This is a genomic window from Acidobacteriota bacterium, from assembly GCA_019347945.1.
Taxonomy (GTDB): domain Bacteria; phylum Acidobacteriota; class Thermoanaerobaculia; order Gp7-AA8; family JAHWKK01; genus JAHWKK01.
In genome coordinates this window covers 160,362-175,098 of record JAHWKK010000001.1, presented here as the reverse complement: position 1 = coordinate 175,098, position 14,737 = coordinate 160,362, and the positions used below count along the sequence as shown (strand labels likewise).

15 protein-coding genes are annotated in these 14,737 nt (G+C 60.5%); 3 read left to right on the top strand and 12 right to left on the bottom strand.

Features of this window, described 5'->3' with window-relative positions; all coding sequences use genetic code 11:
• The first annotated feature begins 43 nt into the window (after positions 1-43).
• On the top strand, positions 44-712 hold the full coding sequence (locus tag KY459_00750; GenBank protein ID MBW3563237.1) for a class I SAM-dependent methyltransferase: 669 nt from the start codon (positions 44-46) through the stop codon (positions 710-712).
• Between the two features lie 94 nt (positions 713-806).
• Positions 807-1,253, top strand: coding sequence for an Hsp20/alpha crystallin family protein (locus KY459_00745; GenBank protein MBW3563236.1), 447 nt, complete (start codon positions 807-809; stop codon positions 1,251-1,253).
• A gap of 54 nt (positions 1,254-1,307) precedes the next feature.
• Here KY459_00745 and rfbD read toward each other — a convergent pair whose 3' ends face one another.
• The 11 genes from rfbD to gcvT all read right to left on the bottom strand — a co-directional run bounded on the left by rfbD (position 1,308) and on the right by gcvT (position 13,368).
• The gene (gene rfbD, locus KY459_00740) at positions 1,308-2,201 is read right to left on the bottom strand and encodes a dTDP-4-dehydrorhamnose reductase (protein ID MBW3563235.1); all 894 of its coding nucleotides are present in this window, start codon (positions 2,199-2,201) and stop codon (positions 1,308-1,310) included.
• A complete protein-coding gene (locus KY459_00735; protein ID MBW3563234.1) occupies positions 2,198-2,935 on the bottom strand; it encodes a hypothetical protein in 738 nt (245 codons plus the stop codon). Before KY459_00735 ends, rfbD begins: the two co-directional genes overlap by 4 nt.
• A 23-nt stretch (positions 2,936-2,958) precedes the next feature.
• Positions 2,959-3,123 carry a twin-arginine translocase TatA/TatE family subunit gene (locus KY459_00730; GenBank protein MBW3563233.1) on the bottom strand — a complete coding sequence of 55 codons (165 nt, stop codon included), beginning with the start codon at positions 3,121-3,123 and terminating at the stop codon, positions 2,959-2,961.
• 30 nt (positions 3,124-3,153) lie between these two features.
• Complete coding sequence (locus KY459_00725) at positions 3,154-5,385, bottom strand: UvrD-helicase domain-containing protein (GenBank protein ID MBW3563232.1); 2,232 nt, start codon at positions 5,383-5,385, stop codon at positions 3,154-3,156.
• A 265-nt stretch (positions 5,386-5,650) separates the two neighbouring features.
• Positions 5,651-7,513, bottom strand: coding sequence for a tetratricopeptide repeat protein (locus KY459_00720; GenBank protein MBW3563231.1), 1,863 nt, complete (start codon positions 7,511-7,513; stop codon positions 5,651-5,653).
• A gap of 51 nt (positions 7,514-7,564) precedes the next feature.
• Positions 7,565-8,422 carry a 3-hydroxybutyryl-CoA dehydrogenase gene (locus tag KY459_00715; GenBank protein MBW3563230.1) on the bottom strand — a complete coding sequence of 286 codons (858 nt, stop codon included), beginning with the start codon at positions 8,420-8,422 and terminating at the stop codon, positions 7,565-7,567.
• A gap of 104 nt (positions 8,423-8,526) precedes the next feature.
• A complete protein-coding gene (locus KY459_00710; protein ID MBW3563229.1) occupies positions 8,527-8,844 on the bottom strand; it encodes a hypothetical protein in 318 nt (105 codons plus the stop codon).
• Positions 8,845-8,876: 32 nt separating this feature from the next.
• Positions 8,877-10,370, bottom strand: a complete 1,494-nt coding sequence (gene gcvPB / locus KY459_00705) for an aminomethyl-transferring glycine dehydrogenase subunit GcvPB (protein MBW3563228.1) — start codon at positions 10,368-10,370, stop codon at positions 8,877-8,879.
• 38 nt (positions 10,371-10,408) lie between these two features.
• Positions 10,409-11,773 carry an aminomethyl-transferring glycine dehydrogenase subunit GcvPA gene (gcvPA, locus tag KY459_00700; protein MBW3563227.1) on the bottom strand — a complete coding sequence of 455 codons (1,365 nt, stop codon included), beginning with the start codon at positions 11,771-11,773 and terminating at the stop codon, positions 10,409-10,411.
• A 103-nt stretch (positions 11,774-11,876) separates the two neighbouring features.
• Positions 11,877-12,251 (bottom strand): glycine cleavage system protein GcvH, encoded by a 375-nt coding sequence (gcvH, locus tag KY459_00695; protein ID MBW3563226.1) that lies wholly within the window; start codon positions 12,249-12,251, stop codon positions 11,877-11,879.
• Between the two features lie 10 nt (positions 12,252-12,261).
• Complete coding sequence (gene gcvT / locus KY459_00690) at positions 12,262-13,368, bottom strand: glycine cleavage system aminomethyltransferase GcvT (GenBank protein MBW3563225.1); 1,107 nt, start codon at positions 13,366-13,368, stop codon at positions 12,262-12,264.
• A gap of 95 nt (positions 13,369-13,463) precedes the next feature.
• Between gcvT and xerC the strand changes: the two genes are divergently transcribed.
• Positions 13,464-14,414, top strand: a complete 951-nt coding sequence (xerC, locus tag KY459_00685; GenBank protein ID MBW3563224.1) for a tyrosine recombinase XerC — start codon at positions 13,464-13,466, stop codon at positions 14,412-14,414.
• Between the two features lie 59 nt (positions 14,415-14,473).
• Here the strand turns inward: xerC and KY459_00680 are convergent, their stop codons facing one another.
• Complete coding sequence (locus KY459_00680; protein ID MBW3563223.1) at positions 14,474-14,713, bottom strand: hypothetical protein; 240 nt, start codon at positions 14,711-14,713, stop codon at positions 14,474-14,476.
• Between the last annotated feature and the right edge of the window lie 24 nt (positions 14,714-14,737).

Here is a 14,737-nt window from a genome sequence, read left to right as displayed (position 1 = left end):
CCGGTCAGAGGATGATCTGAGAGATTTGACGCACGCCCGCTCGATGGCCTCGAAAATCTCCGCCCTTTACGAGGGTCGCTGGCTCTCGAACTACGTGTACTGGAAGATCCGCATCGACCCCGTCTATGCCGCAGTCGCACAAAGACTCGAGCAGATGGACCGGCCCCTGCTCGATCTCGGTTGTGGCCTCGGAGTACTCGAGTTCTACCTGCGGGAGTCGGGCATCGATTCGCCGATCACAGGTCTCGATCGAGACGGCGACAAGATCGATGCTGCTCGTCGGGTGGCCGAGGCCAATTACACCGGTCTGACCTTCGAATCGCGCTTTCTCACCGAGCTCGACCAGATCCCCGGCCATGTCGCGCTGATCGACGTCATCCACTACCTCGACGATGATCTCCAGCAGAGCCTGCTGAGCTCGATCGGCGAGCGGCTGACCGAAGGGTCCCGAGTCATTCTCAGACAGACCCTCGCCGACCGCGGCTGGCGCTCCCGCGTGACCTGGCTCGGAGAGGTCTTCGCCCGGACCACCGGATGGAACCTTATGAGCACGATCAACGTCCCGACGCTCGAGACGATCGATGCCTGCTTCCCCGCCGAGCGGTTCGACCGGTACCTGGAGCCGCTCTGGGGTCGTACGCCCTTCAACGGCTTCCTCCTCGAGTACCATCGCCGGCCGGCCAATCGAACCCCCTCGGGTACAAAACCTTAGCGTCTTACCATCATATTCTGGAATAATTCTCCTCCCGAGAGCGATAAATATATATGAGTAGCACTAAAATCTATCGACCAAAAAGGAGGCTATGATGGCGATTCAGGTACGAAGATCATTTCCTTTCAACCAGATCCAGCGCGATCTCAGCCGGCTGTTCGAGACCGCAGGCCGCTTCGACGACGACTCGGTCCCCCAGAACGGCTGGGCCCCGGCCGTAGATATCATGGAGGAGAACGACACCATCGTCGTCCGGGCCGAGCTGCCCGGGATCCGGAAAGAGGACATCAACATCTCGTTCGAGAACGGCGTTCTCACTCTCGAGGGGACGCGCGAGTTCGAGGACGAGACCAAAGAGCGCAACTATCACCGGGTCGAGCGCTCGTATGGACGCTTCGTCCGCTCGTTCACTCTTCCGCGGTCCGTCGACTCCGAGAGGATCTCGGCGTCCTACGAGGACGGCGTTCTCGAGGTCGCTCTTCCGAAGAAGGAAGAAGCGAAACCTCGGAAGATCGAAATCGGCAAGACCGTCGAGAACTGATTCGAGATCGGCGGTTTTGAACTGGGGAGAGGCTTTTTCGCCTCTCCTTTTGTTTCAGGGCGTCTTTCTCTGTTCGAGATAATTCGCGAGCCCGACGCGCCACGACTCGGGAGCTCGACCAGTGATCTCTTCCCATCTCGCGGTCGACAAAACCGAGGACTTCGGGCGCCGGGCGGGCCTCGGGAAGGCCTGACTGCTCACGGGTAAGAGATCGATCTCTCTCTCCAGCTCGCCTCTTGCTTCGAGCTCGCTCACGATCGCCTCGGCAAACTCGTACCACGAGCACGCCGGAGCATCCGCGTAGTGAAAGGTGCCGGAAATTGACGGATCCCCGAGCGTCGCCTCGATCAGTGCTGTGGTCGCTTCGACCAGATGAGGCACCCAGGTCGGCCGCCCTCGCTGATCATCGACGACGCGAAGCTCGTCTTTTCCCGACTCGAGCTGCCCGATGATCGCTTCGACGAAATTTCGTCCTCCTCTGCCGAAGACCCAGGAGGTCCGTAGGATGAGATGCCGGTCCGCCTCGGCCGCAGCTCGCTCCCCCTTCAGCTTCGACTCCCCGTAGACCGACAGCGGAGACGGCGTATCGGTGAACTCGTAAGGTGCCCCGGAGCGGCCGTCGAAAACGAAGTCTGTCGAGAGCTGGACGAGCAGACCGTTCCACCGGCTCGTCTCCTCGGCCAGAGTTCGGACCGCATCCGCATTGACACTCATGGCGAGCTCCCGGTTGTCCTCGCATCCATCGACGTTGGTGTATGCGGCACAGTTGATCACAACGTCTGGGCGCACCATTCCGAGCAGATCGACGACATCCTCTCTGTTTGCCACGTCGAGCTCGGAGTGTCCGACGGCGATCAGATCGACTCCGTTACCGCGAAGCGCCTCACAGAGCGCGCTCCCGACCATTCCACCAGCGCCAGTCACGAGATAACGCCGGCCGGCCGTCACTCTTTCAGCTTCACTTTCACCCGCACGCCCGATTCCTTCGGCGCAACCAGGTCGAGCTCATGAAACCCGTAAATGATCCGGACATTCTCCTGAGGCGGATGGGAGGGATGACGGACGACCTCCTCCAGCGATCGTCGCCCGTCGATGAAGGCCAGAAGTTCCTTTTCTCCTGCGGTGAGGTCGTCCGAAGAACCTTCGCTCCGTTTCAGGATCGTCGTTCGTGGTCCGATACGGGAGGTCAGGAGTTTGGGATCGCCGTACCGCCTCACTCCGTCGAGGACCACGCGGACGATCGGGATTCCGAGGCGAATGGGGAGAAGTGTTCTGCCGGGGCGGACCTCGACGACTCCGTCGGTCCATCCGAAGATCTCGGAGATCAGCGTTTTCGCATGATCTCCCACCAGGCCGTTGAGCTTCGATTCATCGACCTTCCCGGTGGAGACCAGATCGGAGGCGATCATGTTGCGGGTCTGCAGGGTTCGCGAACGAGCCAGATCGAAATCACCGAAGGTCGCGAGGCCCCGCTCGACGATCAACTGTCCGAACGCGCCGATCGGGTCATCCGAGGTGCAGGCGAAGTCGAGCCGGGCGTCGCTCACGAACAGGTTGCGTGTGCGGGATTGCTCGCGGCAGCGGACCGATGCCGCCACTTTGTGAAAGGCGAGCCGGGCAAGGATTTCAGCCAGCGGCTCCTTCGAGAGCCGGGTCTGATACGCGGGGGGTGAAACGGTCATCGATCAGCGTCGATCTCTGGCGCTCAGGACCGCTTGTCCTCCTCGTCCTGCTTTCCTTTGAGTCCCTCACGAAAATTCGAGATCCCCTCACCCATCCCACGACCCAGCTGAGGGAGCTTCGATGCGCCGAAGATGACGACAATGATGAGAAAGATGATGATCAACTCCGGGAATCCCAACGGTCCCATAGTCTCCTCCACGATTCCCGCAACGGGAATCTATATCTTCGTCAAGTTGGCAAAGCGGGCAACAAATTTCTTTCGGCCCACCCGGTCGAAGTAAACCGTGAGTCGGGTCGCGTCGCCCGACCCTTCCTTCTGGAGAATGACGCCGTCACCGAATTGCTCGTGACGGACTCGTGCCCCGCGCTCCAGCTTATCATCCGCTCCGCCGTCGCGCGCGGTTTTCGTGCGCAGCGCCGAGGAATCGAACCGGACCGGCGCGTTGAAAAAACTTCCGATCGACGAGGCCGTTCCCGACGCCTCTCTCCGTTCTCTGACCGGTTCGAATCGCGAGCGCGCTCCTCCATGGCCGTGGCTCAGCGTACCGGAGCGCTCGAGACAGTCGTCGGGGATTTCCAGGAGGAAGGGCGACTCCTCCTGCTGGCGGAAGGTTCCATGCACTCTCCGCTCCCCGGCGTGGGTGAGGTAGAGCTGCTCCCTCGCCCGGGTCATTCCGACATAGCAGAGCCTCCGCTCTTCCTCGACGTCGTCGCTCGACTGGACGTGCGGAAGAAGACCATCCTCCAGACCCGTCAGAAACACGACCCGAAACTCGAGCCCCTTGGCGGAATGAAGCGTCATCAGAGTCAGCGATCCGGACTTGTCGTCCCACTCGTCGACATCGGCGATCAGTGAGATTGCATCGAGGTAATCCCTGACCGTCGCATCGGGATTTTCCTCCTGAAACTCCTTGGTGGAACTGACGAGCTCGTCGAGATTCTCGATTCGGGCATCGTCCTGAGGATCGCGCGAGTTGACGTAGAGCTGCCTGTATCCGGTGCGCTGGAGCAGAGTCTCGAAGAACTCCGGCACGTTCGATTCCTCGGCGGCTTTCGCCAGATCGACGAGGATGGCGCGAAACTCCGCCACGGCCTTCCGTGCGCGCGTCCCGAGATCCTCCGGTGGCGCCACGATCGAATCCCAAAGCGTTCCTCCCGTCTGTTCCGCAGCCGCTCGCAGCCGCTCGATCGTCGCCGCTCCGATCCCTCGAGCGGGAACATTGATCACCCGCTCGATCGAATGAGCGTCCTGATGACGGATCGCTGCCCGAGCGAACGCCAGCGCATCCTTGATCTCGGCGCGCTCGTAGAACTTCGTGCCCCCCACGACGACATAAGGAATGTTGGCAGACCGGAGCTCCTCCTCGAACGAGCGCGACTGGGCGTTGGTGCGAAAAAGGATCGCAATCTCGTTCAGAGGGACCGTTTCCCGGAGCTCGCGTACGTTCGAGATCACGAACTCCGCTTCGTCCCGATCTCGCGGATGCGCGACCACTCGCACAGGATCTCCTGCAGCGGCGTCGGTGAAGAGCGTTTTTCCCTTTCGACGGACGTTGTGCGATACGACTGCGCTCGCCGCGGCCAGGATGTTTCCGGTCGAGCGGTAATTCTGTTCGAGCTTGATGACCTCCGCACCTTCGAAGTCACGCTCGAAGTTGAGGATATTGTCGATGTCAGCTCCCCGGAACTTGTAAATCGACTGGTCCTCGTCCCCGACCGCCGTGACATTCTGTCGTTGGCCGGCGAGCTCCCGCACAAGTACGTACTGCATGTGGTTGGTGTCCTGATACTCGTCGATGAGAAGGTACTTCCACCGCTCATGGAGGTGCGCCCGGACATCTTCGTTCTCCCGCAGGAGTCGGACGTGATTGACGATGAGGTCATCGAAGTCCATCCCGTCCAGCTCGCGAAGCGTCTTCTGATACTCGCCGTATACGCGAGCGAGCCTCGATCCGTAGAAGTCGGTATTACTTGCGGTGAATTCATCCACCGAGATCAGTTTTCCCTTCGCATCCGAGATCGCATTCCGGAGCCTTCGTGGGGGGAACGCGGTCTCGTCCATCTCCAGCTTTCGCTGGACGCGTTTGATGAGCGCGAGCTGATCCGGGCTGTCGTAAACCGCGAACGACTTCGTGTAACCGATCCGGTCGGCGAACTCCCGAAGCACACGCAGCGACAGCGAATGAAACGTTGCGATCGTGGGCCGGCCGTGGACCGAGGAGCCGAGGAGCGAACTGATTCGCCGATACATCTCGGCAGCCGCCTTGTTCGTGAAGGTCACCGCGGCGATCTCACCGGGCCGGGCTCGTTCCGAGTCGATCAGATGGGCGATCCGGTAGGTGATGACGCGGGTCTTGCCGGATCCGGCCCCGGCCAGGACGAGGAGGGGGCCGTCACCGTGCAGCACGGCCTCTTTCTGGCGTTCGTTCAGGCTCGAGGTGTCGATCATCGGAAGGGGCCGGCCGAACGGTGGCGGCGTTCGACGCAGGACCGGCGGGGTCCTTCAGACGAACCGCGGTTCGCACCGACATGATTCCTGAACGGCTCCGGAAGCCTGCCCGGACGCGCCTGCTACAGCTGATCGAGCAGCGTCTGCGCCCTCTCGCGCAGGGGTGAGTTGCGTGGTGCGGCTCTCATGGCGGCCTTCGCCCTTCTCTTTAAGCGGCCTTCAGTACGGAGCTGTCAGCGGGCCGGAACTACCGTGACGACTGTCGTCACTTCACCGCTCGTGCGCGGGGTCGCCTCGAGATCATCCGATCGATCAACCGGGTCGTGGTCCTCATCTGATCGAGAATCTTCTCCTCGAGTCCGGCACCTTCCCCCTCGAACTTCTTCGCACGTCGGAACACGGCCCGGGCCTGTTCCTTCTTTCCCGCCTCGAGCAGCGCCATCCCGAGATGCATCAGATGCGTCGGCGTCGCGCCGATCTCATTCGACTTCGACAGATAGTCGATCGCCGAGTCGTATTCGTGCCGCTTGAAGTAGACCCACCCGAGCGCCGCGAGCGGAAACTGCCTGAGCTCACGCGGCGAGAACTTGAGCGACAGTTGCGCGCTTTCCAAAGCATCATCGAGGTTCTCGCCCATCTCGGCCAGGTTGTAAGCCTTTTCGTAGTAGGCGATCGAACGGGCGTAGTTGGAGCTCGCACTCGACAACATCTCCTCGAGGAGCCGGTTGCCCTCCTTGTACTTTCCTTCGGAACGAAGAGCCTCGACCATGGTCGTGTAAGCCGCCGCCGCGACCATCTCCGAGGGCTTCTGCGCGAGGATGCGGGTCGCAACCGCGATCGCTTCCGCATTCTCGTCGAGATGCGAACAGAGAAGTGCGTACGGAAGAAGTACACGAGGGTTGTCCGGATCCGCCTTCGCGGCACGCCGGTACTCCTCGAGAGCATCCTCGTAGTTCCGGTCGTTGGCCAGCTGCTCCGCCTTGCCGAACGAATCGGACTCCGGAGACCGATGCGCGTCGTGGCGTCCCTCGACGTGATCCTGATAGAGACGAACCGCGTGCTGGTACTCCATCTTGTTGGGATTGAGCTCGAGGGCACTCTCGAAACATCGCATCGCCTTCCGGTGCCAGTTGCGATCGAGATAGCAGAGCCCGAGCGAATAGATCGCCTCTTCGTACTCCGGGTCGATCCTCAGCGCGGTCTGAAGCGCCTTGATCGCCTTCTCGAGCTGTCCCTTCTCGTACAGGATCGTCCCGAGAAGGTAGTGCGCCTGCGGGATCGGCTCGAGCTCGATCGCGTGCTCCAGAAACTTCTGCGCACGGATGTATTTGCCCTGCAGCGCGTAGATCGCTCCGAGCGAAAAGTACGGCAGGAAGGAGTCCTGGGAGATCTGAAGCGAGTGCCGGAGCCATTGCTCGGCTCCCGTCAGGTCGTTCTGCTCGCGTAGGAGGACTCCGTAGAGGACGGCCGCATCGAAATGGTGCGGCTGCACCTCGAGGGTTCGCTCCAGAAAGATCCGCGAGCGATCCAGATCGTTGTCATTAAAGTACGTTTCACCGATGAAAAAGCTCAATTCATGGTTCTGACGGTCGAGCTTGAAGGCGTCTTCCAGCAGCTTCATCGCGCGCTTCTGATCGAACGATTCGATCGCCTGTTCCACCTCGTTGATCAGCTCGCCGAAGCGGTCGCTCCGCGTACCACGAAACAGAGAGACGATCCGGTCGCGTCGCTCGACGAAGCGCTCCTTCTTTTCGAGCGCCAGCATCTGCTCGCCCATCTTCGATTCCCAGATGTCGATGAGCTCTTCTGGAGGTACGACGCTCCGGCGTTCCAGGATCTCCTTGAGCGAGAGGAGTCCGGTCTGGTTGACGAATATCGATCGTTCCTGCTGCCGCACTTCACCGAGGAGGGCCTTGAGGGTCTCGGCGGATCTCCGCACGACCTCTTCGAGAGCCGAGACACGCTCGAGAAGATGCTCATCGAACGAGACTTCCTCCGGGTCGTCGTACTCGGCGTCGAAATCCGCATCGAACGCGCCGATACCAGACAGAACGAGCAGTTTGTTCTGGCAGCGGAAGCAGTACTCCCGCTCTTCGTGGTTCAGCGCACCACAGGTCTGACAAAGCATTCGTTAATCGTTCCTCTCGGGCACGTCAACTCGACCTGCCCCGAGTTTATGTCAACCAGCATCGTTTCGGTAGTCGTAAAAGCCTCGGCCGCTCTTTCGGCCGAGCCATCCTGCATCCACCATTTTGACGAGCAAGGGGCACGGTCGGTATTTCGGATCACCGAATCCCTCCTCGAGAACGCGCATGATGGCAAGACAAACGTCGAGACCGATGAAGTCGGCCAGAACGAGCGGACCCATCGGATGATTCATCCCGAGCTTCATCACGCCGTCGATCGCTTCCTCCGATGCAACCCCCTCGTACAGAGCGAAGATCGCCTCGTTGATCATCGGCATCAGCACGCGGTTGGAGACGAACCCGGGGGAGTCGTTCACCTCGAGCGCGGTCTTTCCCATCGTCTCGGACATCCGAACGACACGGCCGTATGTCTCGTCGGAGGTCGCGATTCCGCGAATGACCTCGACGAGCTTCATGACCGGCACGGGATTCATGAAGTGCATTCCGATGACCTTGTCGGGCCGGGATGTCGCGGCCGCGAGCTTCGTGATCGAGATCGACGACGTGTTCGAGGCGAGAATCGTCGAAGGGTCCGTGATCTCGTCCAGGGTTCGAAAGAGCTGCTGCTTCGTCTCGAGATTTTCGACGACCGCTTCGATCACGATCTCGGCGTCGCGCGCGGCTTCCGTCTCGGTCGACATGGCGATCCGTCCCAGGATCTCTCCCTTTTCCTCCCCGGTGATCTTTCCCTTGTCGACTCCGCGCTGGAGGTTCTTCGCAATCGTGTTCCGGGCGAGATCGATTCTCTCGTCGGACACGTCGATCAGCACTGTCTCGAAACCGCTCTGCGCCGAGACGTGGGCGATGCCGTTCCCCATCGTTCCGCCGCCGATCACCGCTACTTTTTTCATCCGGTCCTCTCCTCGGTTCGTCGTCGCGCAACTCTATCGCACGAGAAGCCAGGCAGGAGATCAGGACGATCCCATCTTCGGAAGCATGAATCGACGGCGACCCATCAACGAGTGGACTCGAGCTCATCGAGCCGACGCTGCAAAACTTCGAATCTTTGTCTGAGAACGCGAATCTGCTCCTGGATGGACGACTCCTCCAGCTCGGCGTCGGGCGAGCCCATCCGGCGTTCGATACGACCAACGGCACTGCTCAGCGCGTGATACTCCATCTCCAGCCGGTCCATTCTCTGGAACACGCCGTCGAACAGATCGGGCATCTGATCCCGGATCCGCTTTTCCGATTCGCTCACCGCTTCAGTGAGGTCGGGGAGCATCACCTCCCCATGAAAACGGATGAGTGTGCCATACAGATCTTCAGCCACACGAGAATCATACCTCGGTGCGACTGAGAAGTTCACACCGGATTCTGCCAGCTGAGAATCGGCTGTCGTGCGGCCCGGGCTTCGTCGAGCCTCCGCACGGGCGTCGTGTGCGGCGCCGTCTTCACGAGCTCCGGATTCTCCTCACATTCCTTCGCGATGGCGATCATCGCATCGCAGAACGCATCGAGCTCTTCTTTCGGCTCGGTCTCGGTGGGCTCGATCATGAGCGCACCGGAAACGATCAGAGGAAAGTAGATCGTCGGCGGATGAAAGCCGAAGTCCATCAGACGCTTGGCGATGTCGAGCGTGTGAACGTCATGCTTCGACTGCCACTTGTCGCTGAAGACGACCTCGTGCAGAGAGGGGGCGTCGTACGGAAGGTGATAGCTATCCCTCAGTCGTGCCCGGATATAGTTCGCGTTCAGTACCGCGATCTCGGCAACCCTCCGGAGCCCGGAATCCCCCATGGTCCGGATGTAGGCGAGCGCGCGGACGAGCACTCCGAAATTTCCATAGAAGGCTCGCATCCGGCCGATCGACTCCGGCCGGTCCGCGTCGAGCCAGAAAGTTCCGTCGTCGCGACGTTCCACGGTAGGCGTCGGAAGATACGGAATGAGACTTTCCGCCACGCCGACCGGCCCGGCTCCGGGTCCTCCTCCACCGTGCGGCGTCGAAAAGGTCTTGTGCAGATTCGAGTGGATGACGTCGATCCCCATCTCGCCGGGCCGGGCGATCCCGACGAACGAGTTGAGGTTCGCTCCGTCGCAGTAGAGATACGCACCCTTGCGGTGGAGGATGTCGGCGATCTCCCGGATGCCGGACTCGAATACGCCGAGCGTGTTCGGAACGGTGATCATCAGGGCGGCGACGTCCTCGTCAACCTCTTTTTCGAGAAGATCGAGATCGAGAGTTCCGCGCGAGTTCGACTTCAGCTCCCGGACGTCGTAGCCGGCAAATGCAGCCGAAGCGGGGTTGGTTCCGTGCGCCGAATCGGGGATCAGAATGTACTTGCGCGGGTTGCCGCTCTTCTCGAGAGCCTTGTGAATCATCAGAATTCCGGTCAGCTCGCCATGCGCACCGGCAACCGGCTGCAGAGTGACCTTCGGCAGCCCGAAGATCTCACGAAGCGATTGCTCGAGCGTCCAGAGAATCTCGAGCGAGCCCTGCACCTGCCGCTCCGCCTGGAGTGGATGCGTCAGGGCCAGCCCGGGAATCCGAGCCATCTCTTCATTGATCCGCGGGTTGTGTTTCATCGTGCAGCTTCCCAGAGGGTAGAGACCGCCGTCGATCGAAACGTTCAATTTCGAGAGACGCGTGAAATGCCGGATCACATCGACCTCCGACACCTCGCACTCCCCCTCGATCGACTCACGTCGCAGACCCGCGGGAAGAATCTCGTCGAGATTCGCCTCTTCGACGTCCATCTCCGGCAGCCGGTAGCCCCTCCGTCCTGTCCGGGAATGCTGGAAGATCAGCGACTCTCGCGTCAGTCCCTGCGTCACGCTCGACTTCTCGGCCCGCGCCATCCCTGCTCCCCGCACGGTCTCTTCGATCCGATTTTCACTCACTCCGCACCTCCGACCAGAGCCTCGAGCTCGTCCGCGTAACGATCGAGATCCGCTCTGGTGTGCAGTTCGGTGACCGCGACGAGAAAACCGTTCTTCTCTTCGTCGAAGTAGCGAGCGAGTGGAACGCCACCAAGAATGCCCCGCTTCTCCATCGCTTCCATCAGTGAGTCAGCGTTCTTCGAGGTTCGGACGAAGATCTCGTTGTAGATCGGGGACGAATAGGGCATCTCGACGCCTTCGATTCGCTCGAGCCGTCTCCGGAGGTATGCCGCTTTGCCAAGACACTGCATGGCCACTTCCCGGAGCCCGTCCTTCCCCATCAGCGAAAGATAGATGTTCGCTGCGAGCGCGATCAGCGCCTGATTCGTACATATGTTGGATGTGGCTTTGCCTCTTCGGATGTGTTGTTCACGGCTGGCGAGGGTGAGCACCCAGGCACGCCTTCCATCGACGTCGACGGTCTCTCCGACGAGGCGTCCGGGCATGTGACGTTTGAGCTCGTCCGCGGCCACGAGGAAGCCGACGAACGGGCCGCCGAACTGCGGGGCGATCCCCCAGGCCTGTCCTTCGCCACAGGCGATCTGAAATCCATGCGCGCCCGGCGGCGACAGAATCCCGAGGGAGGAAGCCTCGGCGATCACGGCGATTCGGATCAGACCCTCCTGTTGCTCGGTCGCCTGCCGGACAGCATCGTAATCCTCCACCACCCCGAAGAAGTTCGGACTCTGCACTGCGACCGCGAAGACAGCTTCGTCGAGATGGGCGGCGATTGATTCGAGGCTCGTTCTCCCTTCATCGTCCAGATCGGCCATCACGACCTCGATGTCGAGATTCTGCACGTACGTTCGCAGGGTCTCGACGTACTCCGGATGCACGCCGCGGCTCACGATCACCTTTGACGTGTTTCTCCGAACGCGCGAGGTCATCAGAACTGCCTCCACGAAGGCAGTCGAGCCGTCGTAAAGCGAAGCATTGGCGACCTCGAGCCCCGTCAGGAGGGACTGATGCGTCTGATATTCGAAGATCGTCTGCAGAGTTCCCTGAGAGATCTCGGGCTGATAGGGCGTATACGCCGTCAGAAACTCTCCCCGCAGAAGAAGCTGATCGACGCAGGCGGGCTGGTAATGGTGATAGACGCCGGCTCCCAGAAACGAGACCGCCTTGTCGCCCGAAAGATTACGGTCCGCGACGCCGCGAAACCATCGCCGCAGCTCGATCTCCGACATCGGAGGCGGCAGGTCGAGCGGGGCATCGAGCCGGAGCTCGGCCGGGATCGACTCGAACAGTTCATTGATCGAGCTCTTTCCGATCGTCTTCAGCATCTCCCGAATGTCCTCCGACGAATTCGGAATGAATCTCATTGCAGTCGTGTCCAAGGATTTTCTCCAGTGCGGTTTGAGAGATCGGGAGCGACCGAGCTTCCCCAGCGGATCGATTGCCGCCCGTTACGATCCGCGTAAACGATCAGGATTCTTCAGCAACCCAGGCGTCGTATGCCGCGGAATCCATCAGAGCATCGAGCTCGGCGGTGTCCCGCAACCTGACCTTGATCATCCAACCGTCTTCGTAGGGTGACGTATTCACCGACTCCGGTTTGTCGGCCAGCGAGCCATTGATCTCGACGACCTCTCCTGAAACAGGGGAGTAGAGATCGGAGAAGGCCTTGACGGACTCGATGCTGCCGAACTGCTCGCCGGCGGTCACGGCCGAGCCGACTTCGGGAAGCTCGACGAAGATCACGTCACCGAGCTCCTTCTGCGCGTGATCACTGATTCCGACCACTCCGACGTCTCCGTCCATTCGTATGTATTCGTGACTCTTGGTGAATCGCTTACTCATTCGGTGATCCTCAGTCTTTCTTTCTCTTGTAGAACGGCGTGGAGACGACCCTGGCTTTCGCGTCCTTCCCACGAATCGAGATGGTGAGCTCGGTTCCGGGCTGGCGCAATGCGATGGGTACGTAGGCCAGACCAATCGATTTCTCGAGAGTCGGCGAATGCGATCCGCTCGTCACGATGCCGATCTCACGACCATTCTCGACGATCGGATGGCCATGTCGTGCAATTCCGCGATCGACCATTTCGAATCCCACGAGAATGCGCTCGACCCCGTTCGCCGTCTGCCGTTCCAGCACGTCCCGGCCGTGGAACTCCCCTTTGCCGAGCTTGACCATCCATCCGAGGTCGGCGTTCAGCGGCGTGGTGGTCTCGTCGATGTCGTTTCCGTACAACGCCATCTTCGCTTCCAGCCTGAGAGTGTCGCGTGCTCCGAGACCGGCGGGGACGATTCCATCTTCGCGCCCGGCCTCGAGGAGCTCCCGAAAAACCGCCGGGGCTTCTTCCGGCTTCACGTAGACCTCGAAGCCGTCCTCGCCGGTGTAACCGGTCCGGGAGATGATCGCCTCGGCGCCGGCGACTGCGCCCGAAGTGAAGCGGTAGTAGCCGAGATCGACAAGACTGGTCTCGGTTGTCTTCGCGAGAATTCGTTCCGCCTTCGGGCCCTGGATCGCAATCTGCGCCCACTGATCGCTGGTATTCGCAGCATCGACGTCGAAGTTCGCGGCTTCCTGCCGAACCCACTCCCAGTCCTTGTCGGCATTGGACGCATTCACGACGACGAAGTAGTCATCCGCAGAGCGGCGATAGATGAGGATGTCGTCGACGAACCCGGCGTTCGGATAGAGCAGCGCGTTGTACTGGCACCGTCCGTCCTGCATCTTCGAGACGTCGTTGCAGGTCAGTTTCTGCAGAAGAGCGAGCGATTCGGGACCCCTGATCTCGATCTCGCCCATATGCGAAACGTCGAAGAGGCCCGCGTCGTTGCGGACAGCGTGATGTTCGGCGACGATGCCCGAGAACTGGACCGGCATGTCCCAGCCGCCAAACTCGACCATCCGGGCACCGAGGTCACGATGGGTCTGGTTGAGGGGCGTCTTCTTCAGATCCTGTCCGGTCATGGCTGAGGGCTCGCGCAACGTAGCATAGCCGAGGGGGCTTTTGAAGGCTTTCGCCGCCAGTTTCCTGCCCCGTCACGCCGTTACGGCTTCCTCCGATGCCGATGGGGCGTCATAATGGCCACGTGAAGGGTGAGCTGGGTGACTTTCTCGATTACCTGACGATCGAGAGAAACGTTTCGACCAACACGGTCGATGCATATCGGGGGGATGTCGAATCGTTCCTCGAATTTCTCTGCGACGACTACCTCGTCATGCCCCGCGAGATGATCGATCTTTCCGAAATCGACAGGCTTGCGGTCCGATCCTGGCTCGCCTGGCTGTCGCGCCGCCGGCTTGCGCGCTCATCGATCGCAAGGAAGCTGTCGGCACTCCGGACATTCTTCCGGTTTCTTGAGCGGGAAGGGATCCTCGCGAGCAACCCTGCCCGTTCGGTCCGGACGCCGAAAGGCGAAAAGACGCTTCCCAGCGTTCTTCAGACGGACGAGATTGCGAGTCTGCTCGAGCTTCCCGATCCTTCTTCGCCTCTCGGCGCGCGCGATCTGGCCTGGTTCGAACTGATGTACGGCGCCGGTCTTCGGATCTCGGAGCTGGTTTCGATCGACATCGACGACATCGAGCTGAATGCCAGGCTGGTCAAGGTACGAGGCAAGGGGATGAAGGAGCGGATCGTTCCTTTCGGGACCGCCGCGCAGGCGGCCATCGGCACGTGGCTCGATCAGCGGCGGCAGCTGGTCTCGGATGCCGCCGAGCTGGCACTCTTCGTCAACTATCGTGGATCGAGAATCACGGCACGCAGCGTTCGCCGGATTTTCGATCGGATGATTCGAAAAGCCGCGGTTCGATGTGGAGCGACTCCGCACACGCTCCGGCATTCGTTCGCGACGCATCTGCTCAACGCAGGCGCAGATCTTCGAGCGATTCAGGAACTGCTGGGCCACGCTTCTCTGTCCACTACCCAGAAGTACACGCACCTGACCGATTCGAAGCTGATCGAGGTCTATCGGGGCGCGCACCCTCGAGCTCTATCCTCGACGAGTAAATCCTGAAAAAGGAAAAGCCCCGCGATCGCGGGGCTTTTCGGACTGAAGGTTCGAGGATACCGAACTTACATTCCGTCGTTGTCCGTCATCGTCGTGTCCGTCATCGTCGTGTCGGTCCATGCCGTGTCGGTCATCGTGGTGTCGGTCATCATCGTATCGGTCATCATCGTATCGGTGGTCATCGGGTCGTCGGTCACGATCGGTTCCTCGATGACGACATCCGGGTCATCGACCGGTTCCTCGGTACAGGCACCAATCGCGACCATTGCGAGCAACATCAACATCAACACTGAAAGTTTTTTCATTTTTTGCATCTCCTTGTCATGCAC

What these genes read in the sequence shown, in the direction of transcription:
- KY459_00750 (MBW3563237.1), top strand. Translation starts at nt 44, where the DNA reads ATGGCCTCGAAAATCTCCGCCCTTTACGAGGGTCGCTGGCTCTCGAAC.
- KY459_00745 (MBW3563236.1), top strand. Translation starts at nt 807, where the DNA reads ATGGCGATTCAGGTACGAAGATCATTTCCTTTCAACCAGATCCAGCGC.
- KY459_00735 (MBW3563234.1), bottom strand. Translation starts at nt 2,935, where the DNA reads ATGACCGTTTCACCCCCCGCGTATCAGACCCGGCTCTCGAAGGAGCCG.
- KY459_00730 (MBW3563233.1), bottom strand. Translation starts at nt 3,123, where the DNA reads ATGGGACCGTTGGGATTCCCGGAGTTGATCATCATCTTTCTCATCATT.
- KY459_00725 (MBW3563232.1), bottom strand. Translation starts at nt 5,385, where the DNA reads ATGATCGACACCTCGAGCCTGAACGAACGCCAGAAAGAGGCCGTGCTG.
- KY459_00720 (MBW3563231.1), bottom strand. Translation starts at nt 7,513, where the DNA reads ATGCTTTGTCAGACCTGTGGTGCGCTGAACCACGAAGAGCGGGAGTAC.
- KY459_00715 (MBW3563230.1), bottom strand. Translation starts at nt 8,422, where the DNA reads ATGAAAAAAGTAGCGGTGATCGGCGGCGGAACGATGGGGAACGGCATC.
- gcvPB (MBW3563228.1), bottom strand. Translation starts at nt 10,370, where the DNA reads ATGGCGCGGGCCGAGAAGTCGAGCGTGACGCAGGGACTGACGCGAGAG.
- gcvPA (MBW3563227.1), bottom strand. Translation starts at nt 11,773, where the DNA reads ATGAGATTCATTCCGAATTCGTCGGAGGACATTCGGGAGATGCTGAAG.
- gcvH (MBW3563226.1), bottom strand. Translation starts at nt 12,251, where the DNA reads ATGAGTAAGCGATTCACCAAGAGTCACGAATACATACGAATGGACGGA.
- gcvT (MBW3563225.1), bottom strand. Translation starts at nt 13,368, where the DNA reads ATGACCGGACAGGATCTGAAGAAGACGCCCCTCAACCAGACCCATCGT.
- xerC (MBW3563224.1), top strand. Translation starts at nt 13,464, where the DNA reads ATGCCGATGGGGCGTCATAATGGCCACGTGAAGGGTGAGCTGGGTGAC.
- KY459_00680 (MBW3563223.1), bottom strand. Translation starts at nt 14,713, where the DNA reads ATGAAAAAACTTTCAGTGTTGATGTTGATGTTGCTCGCAATGGTCGCG.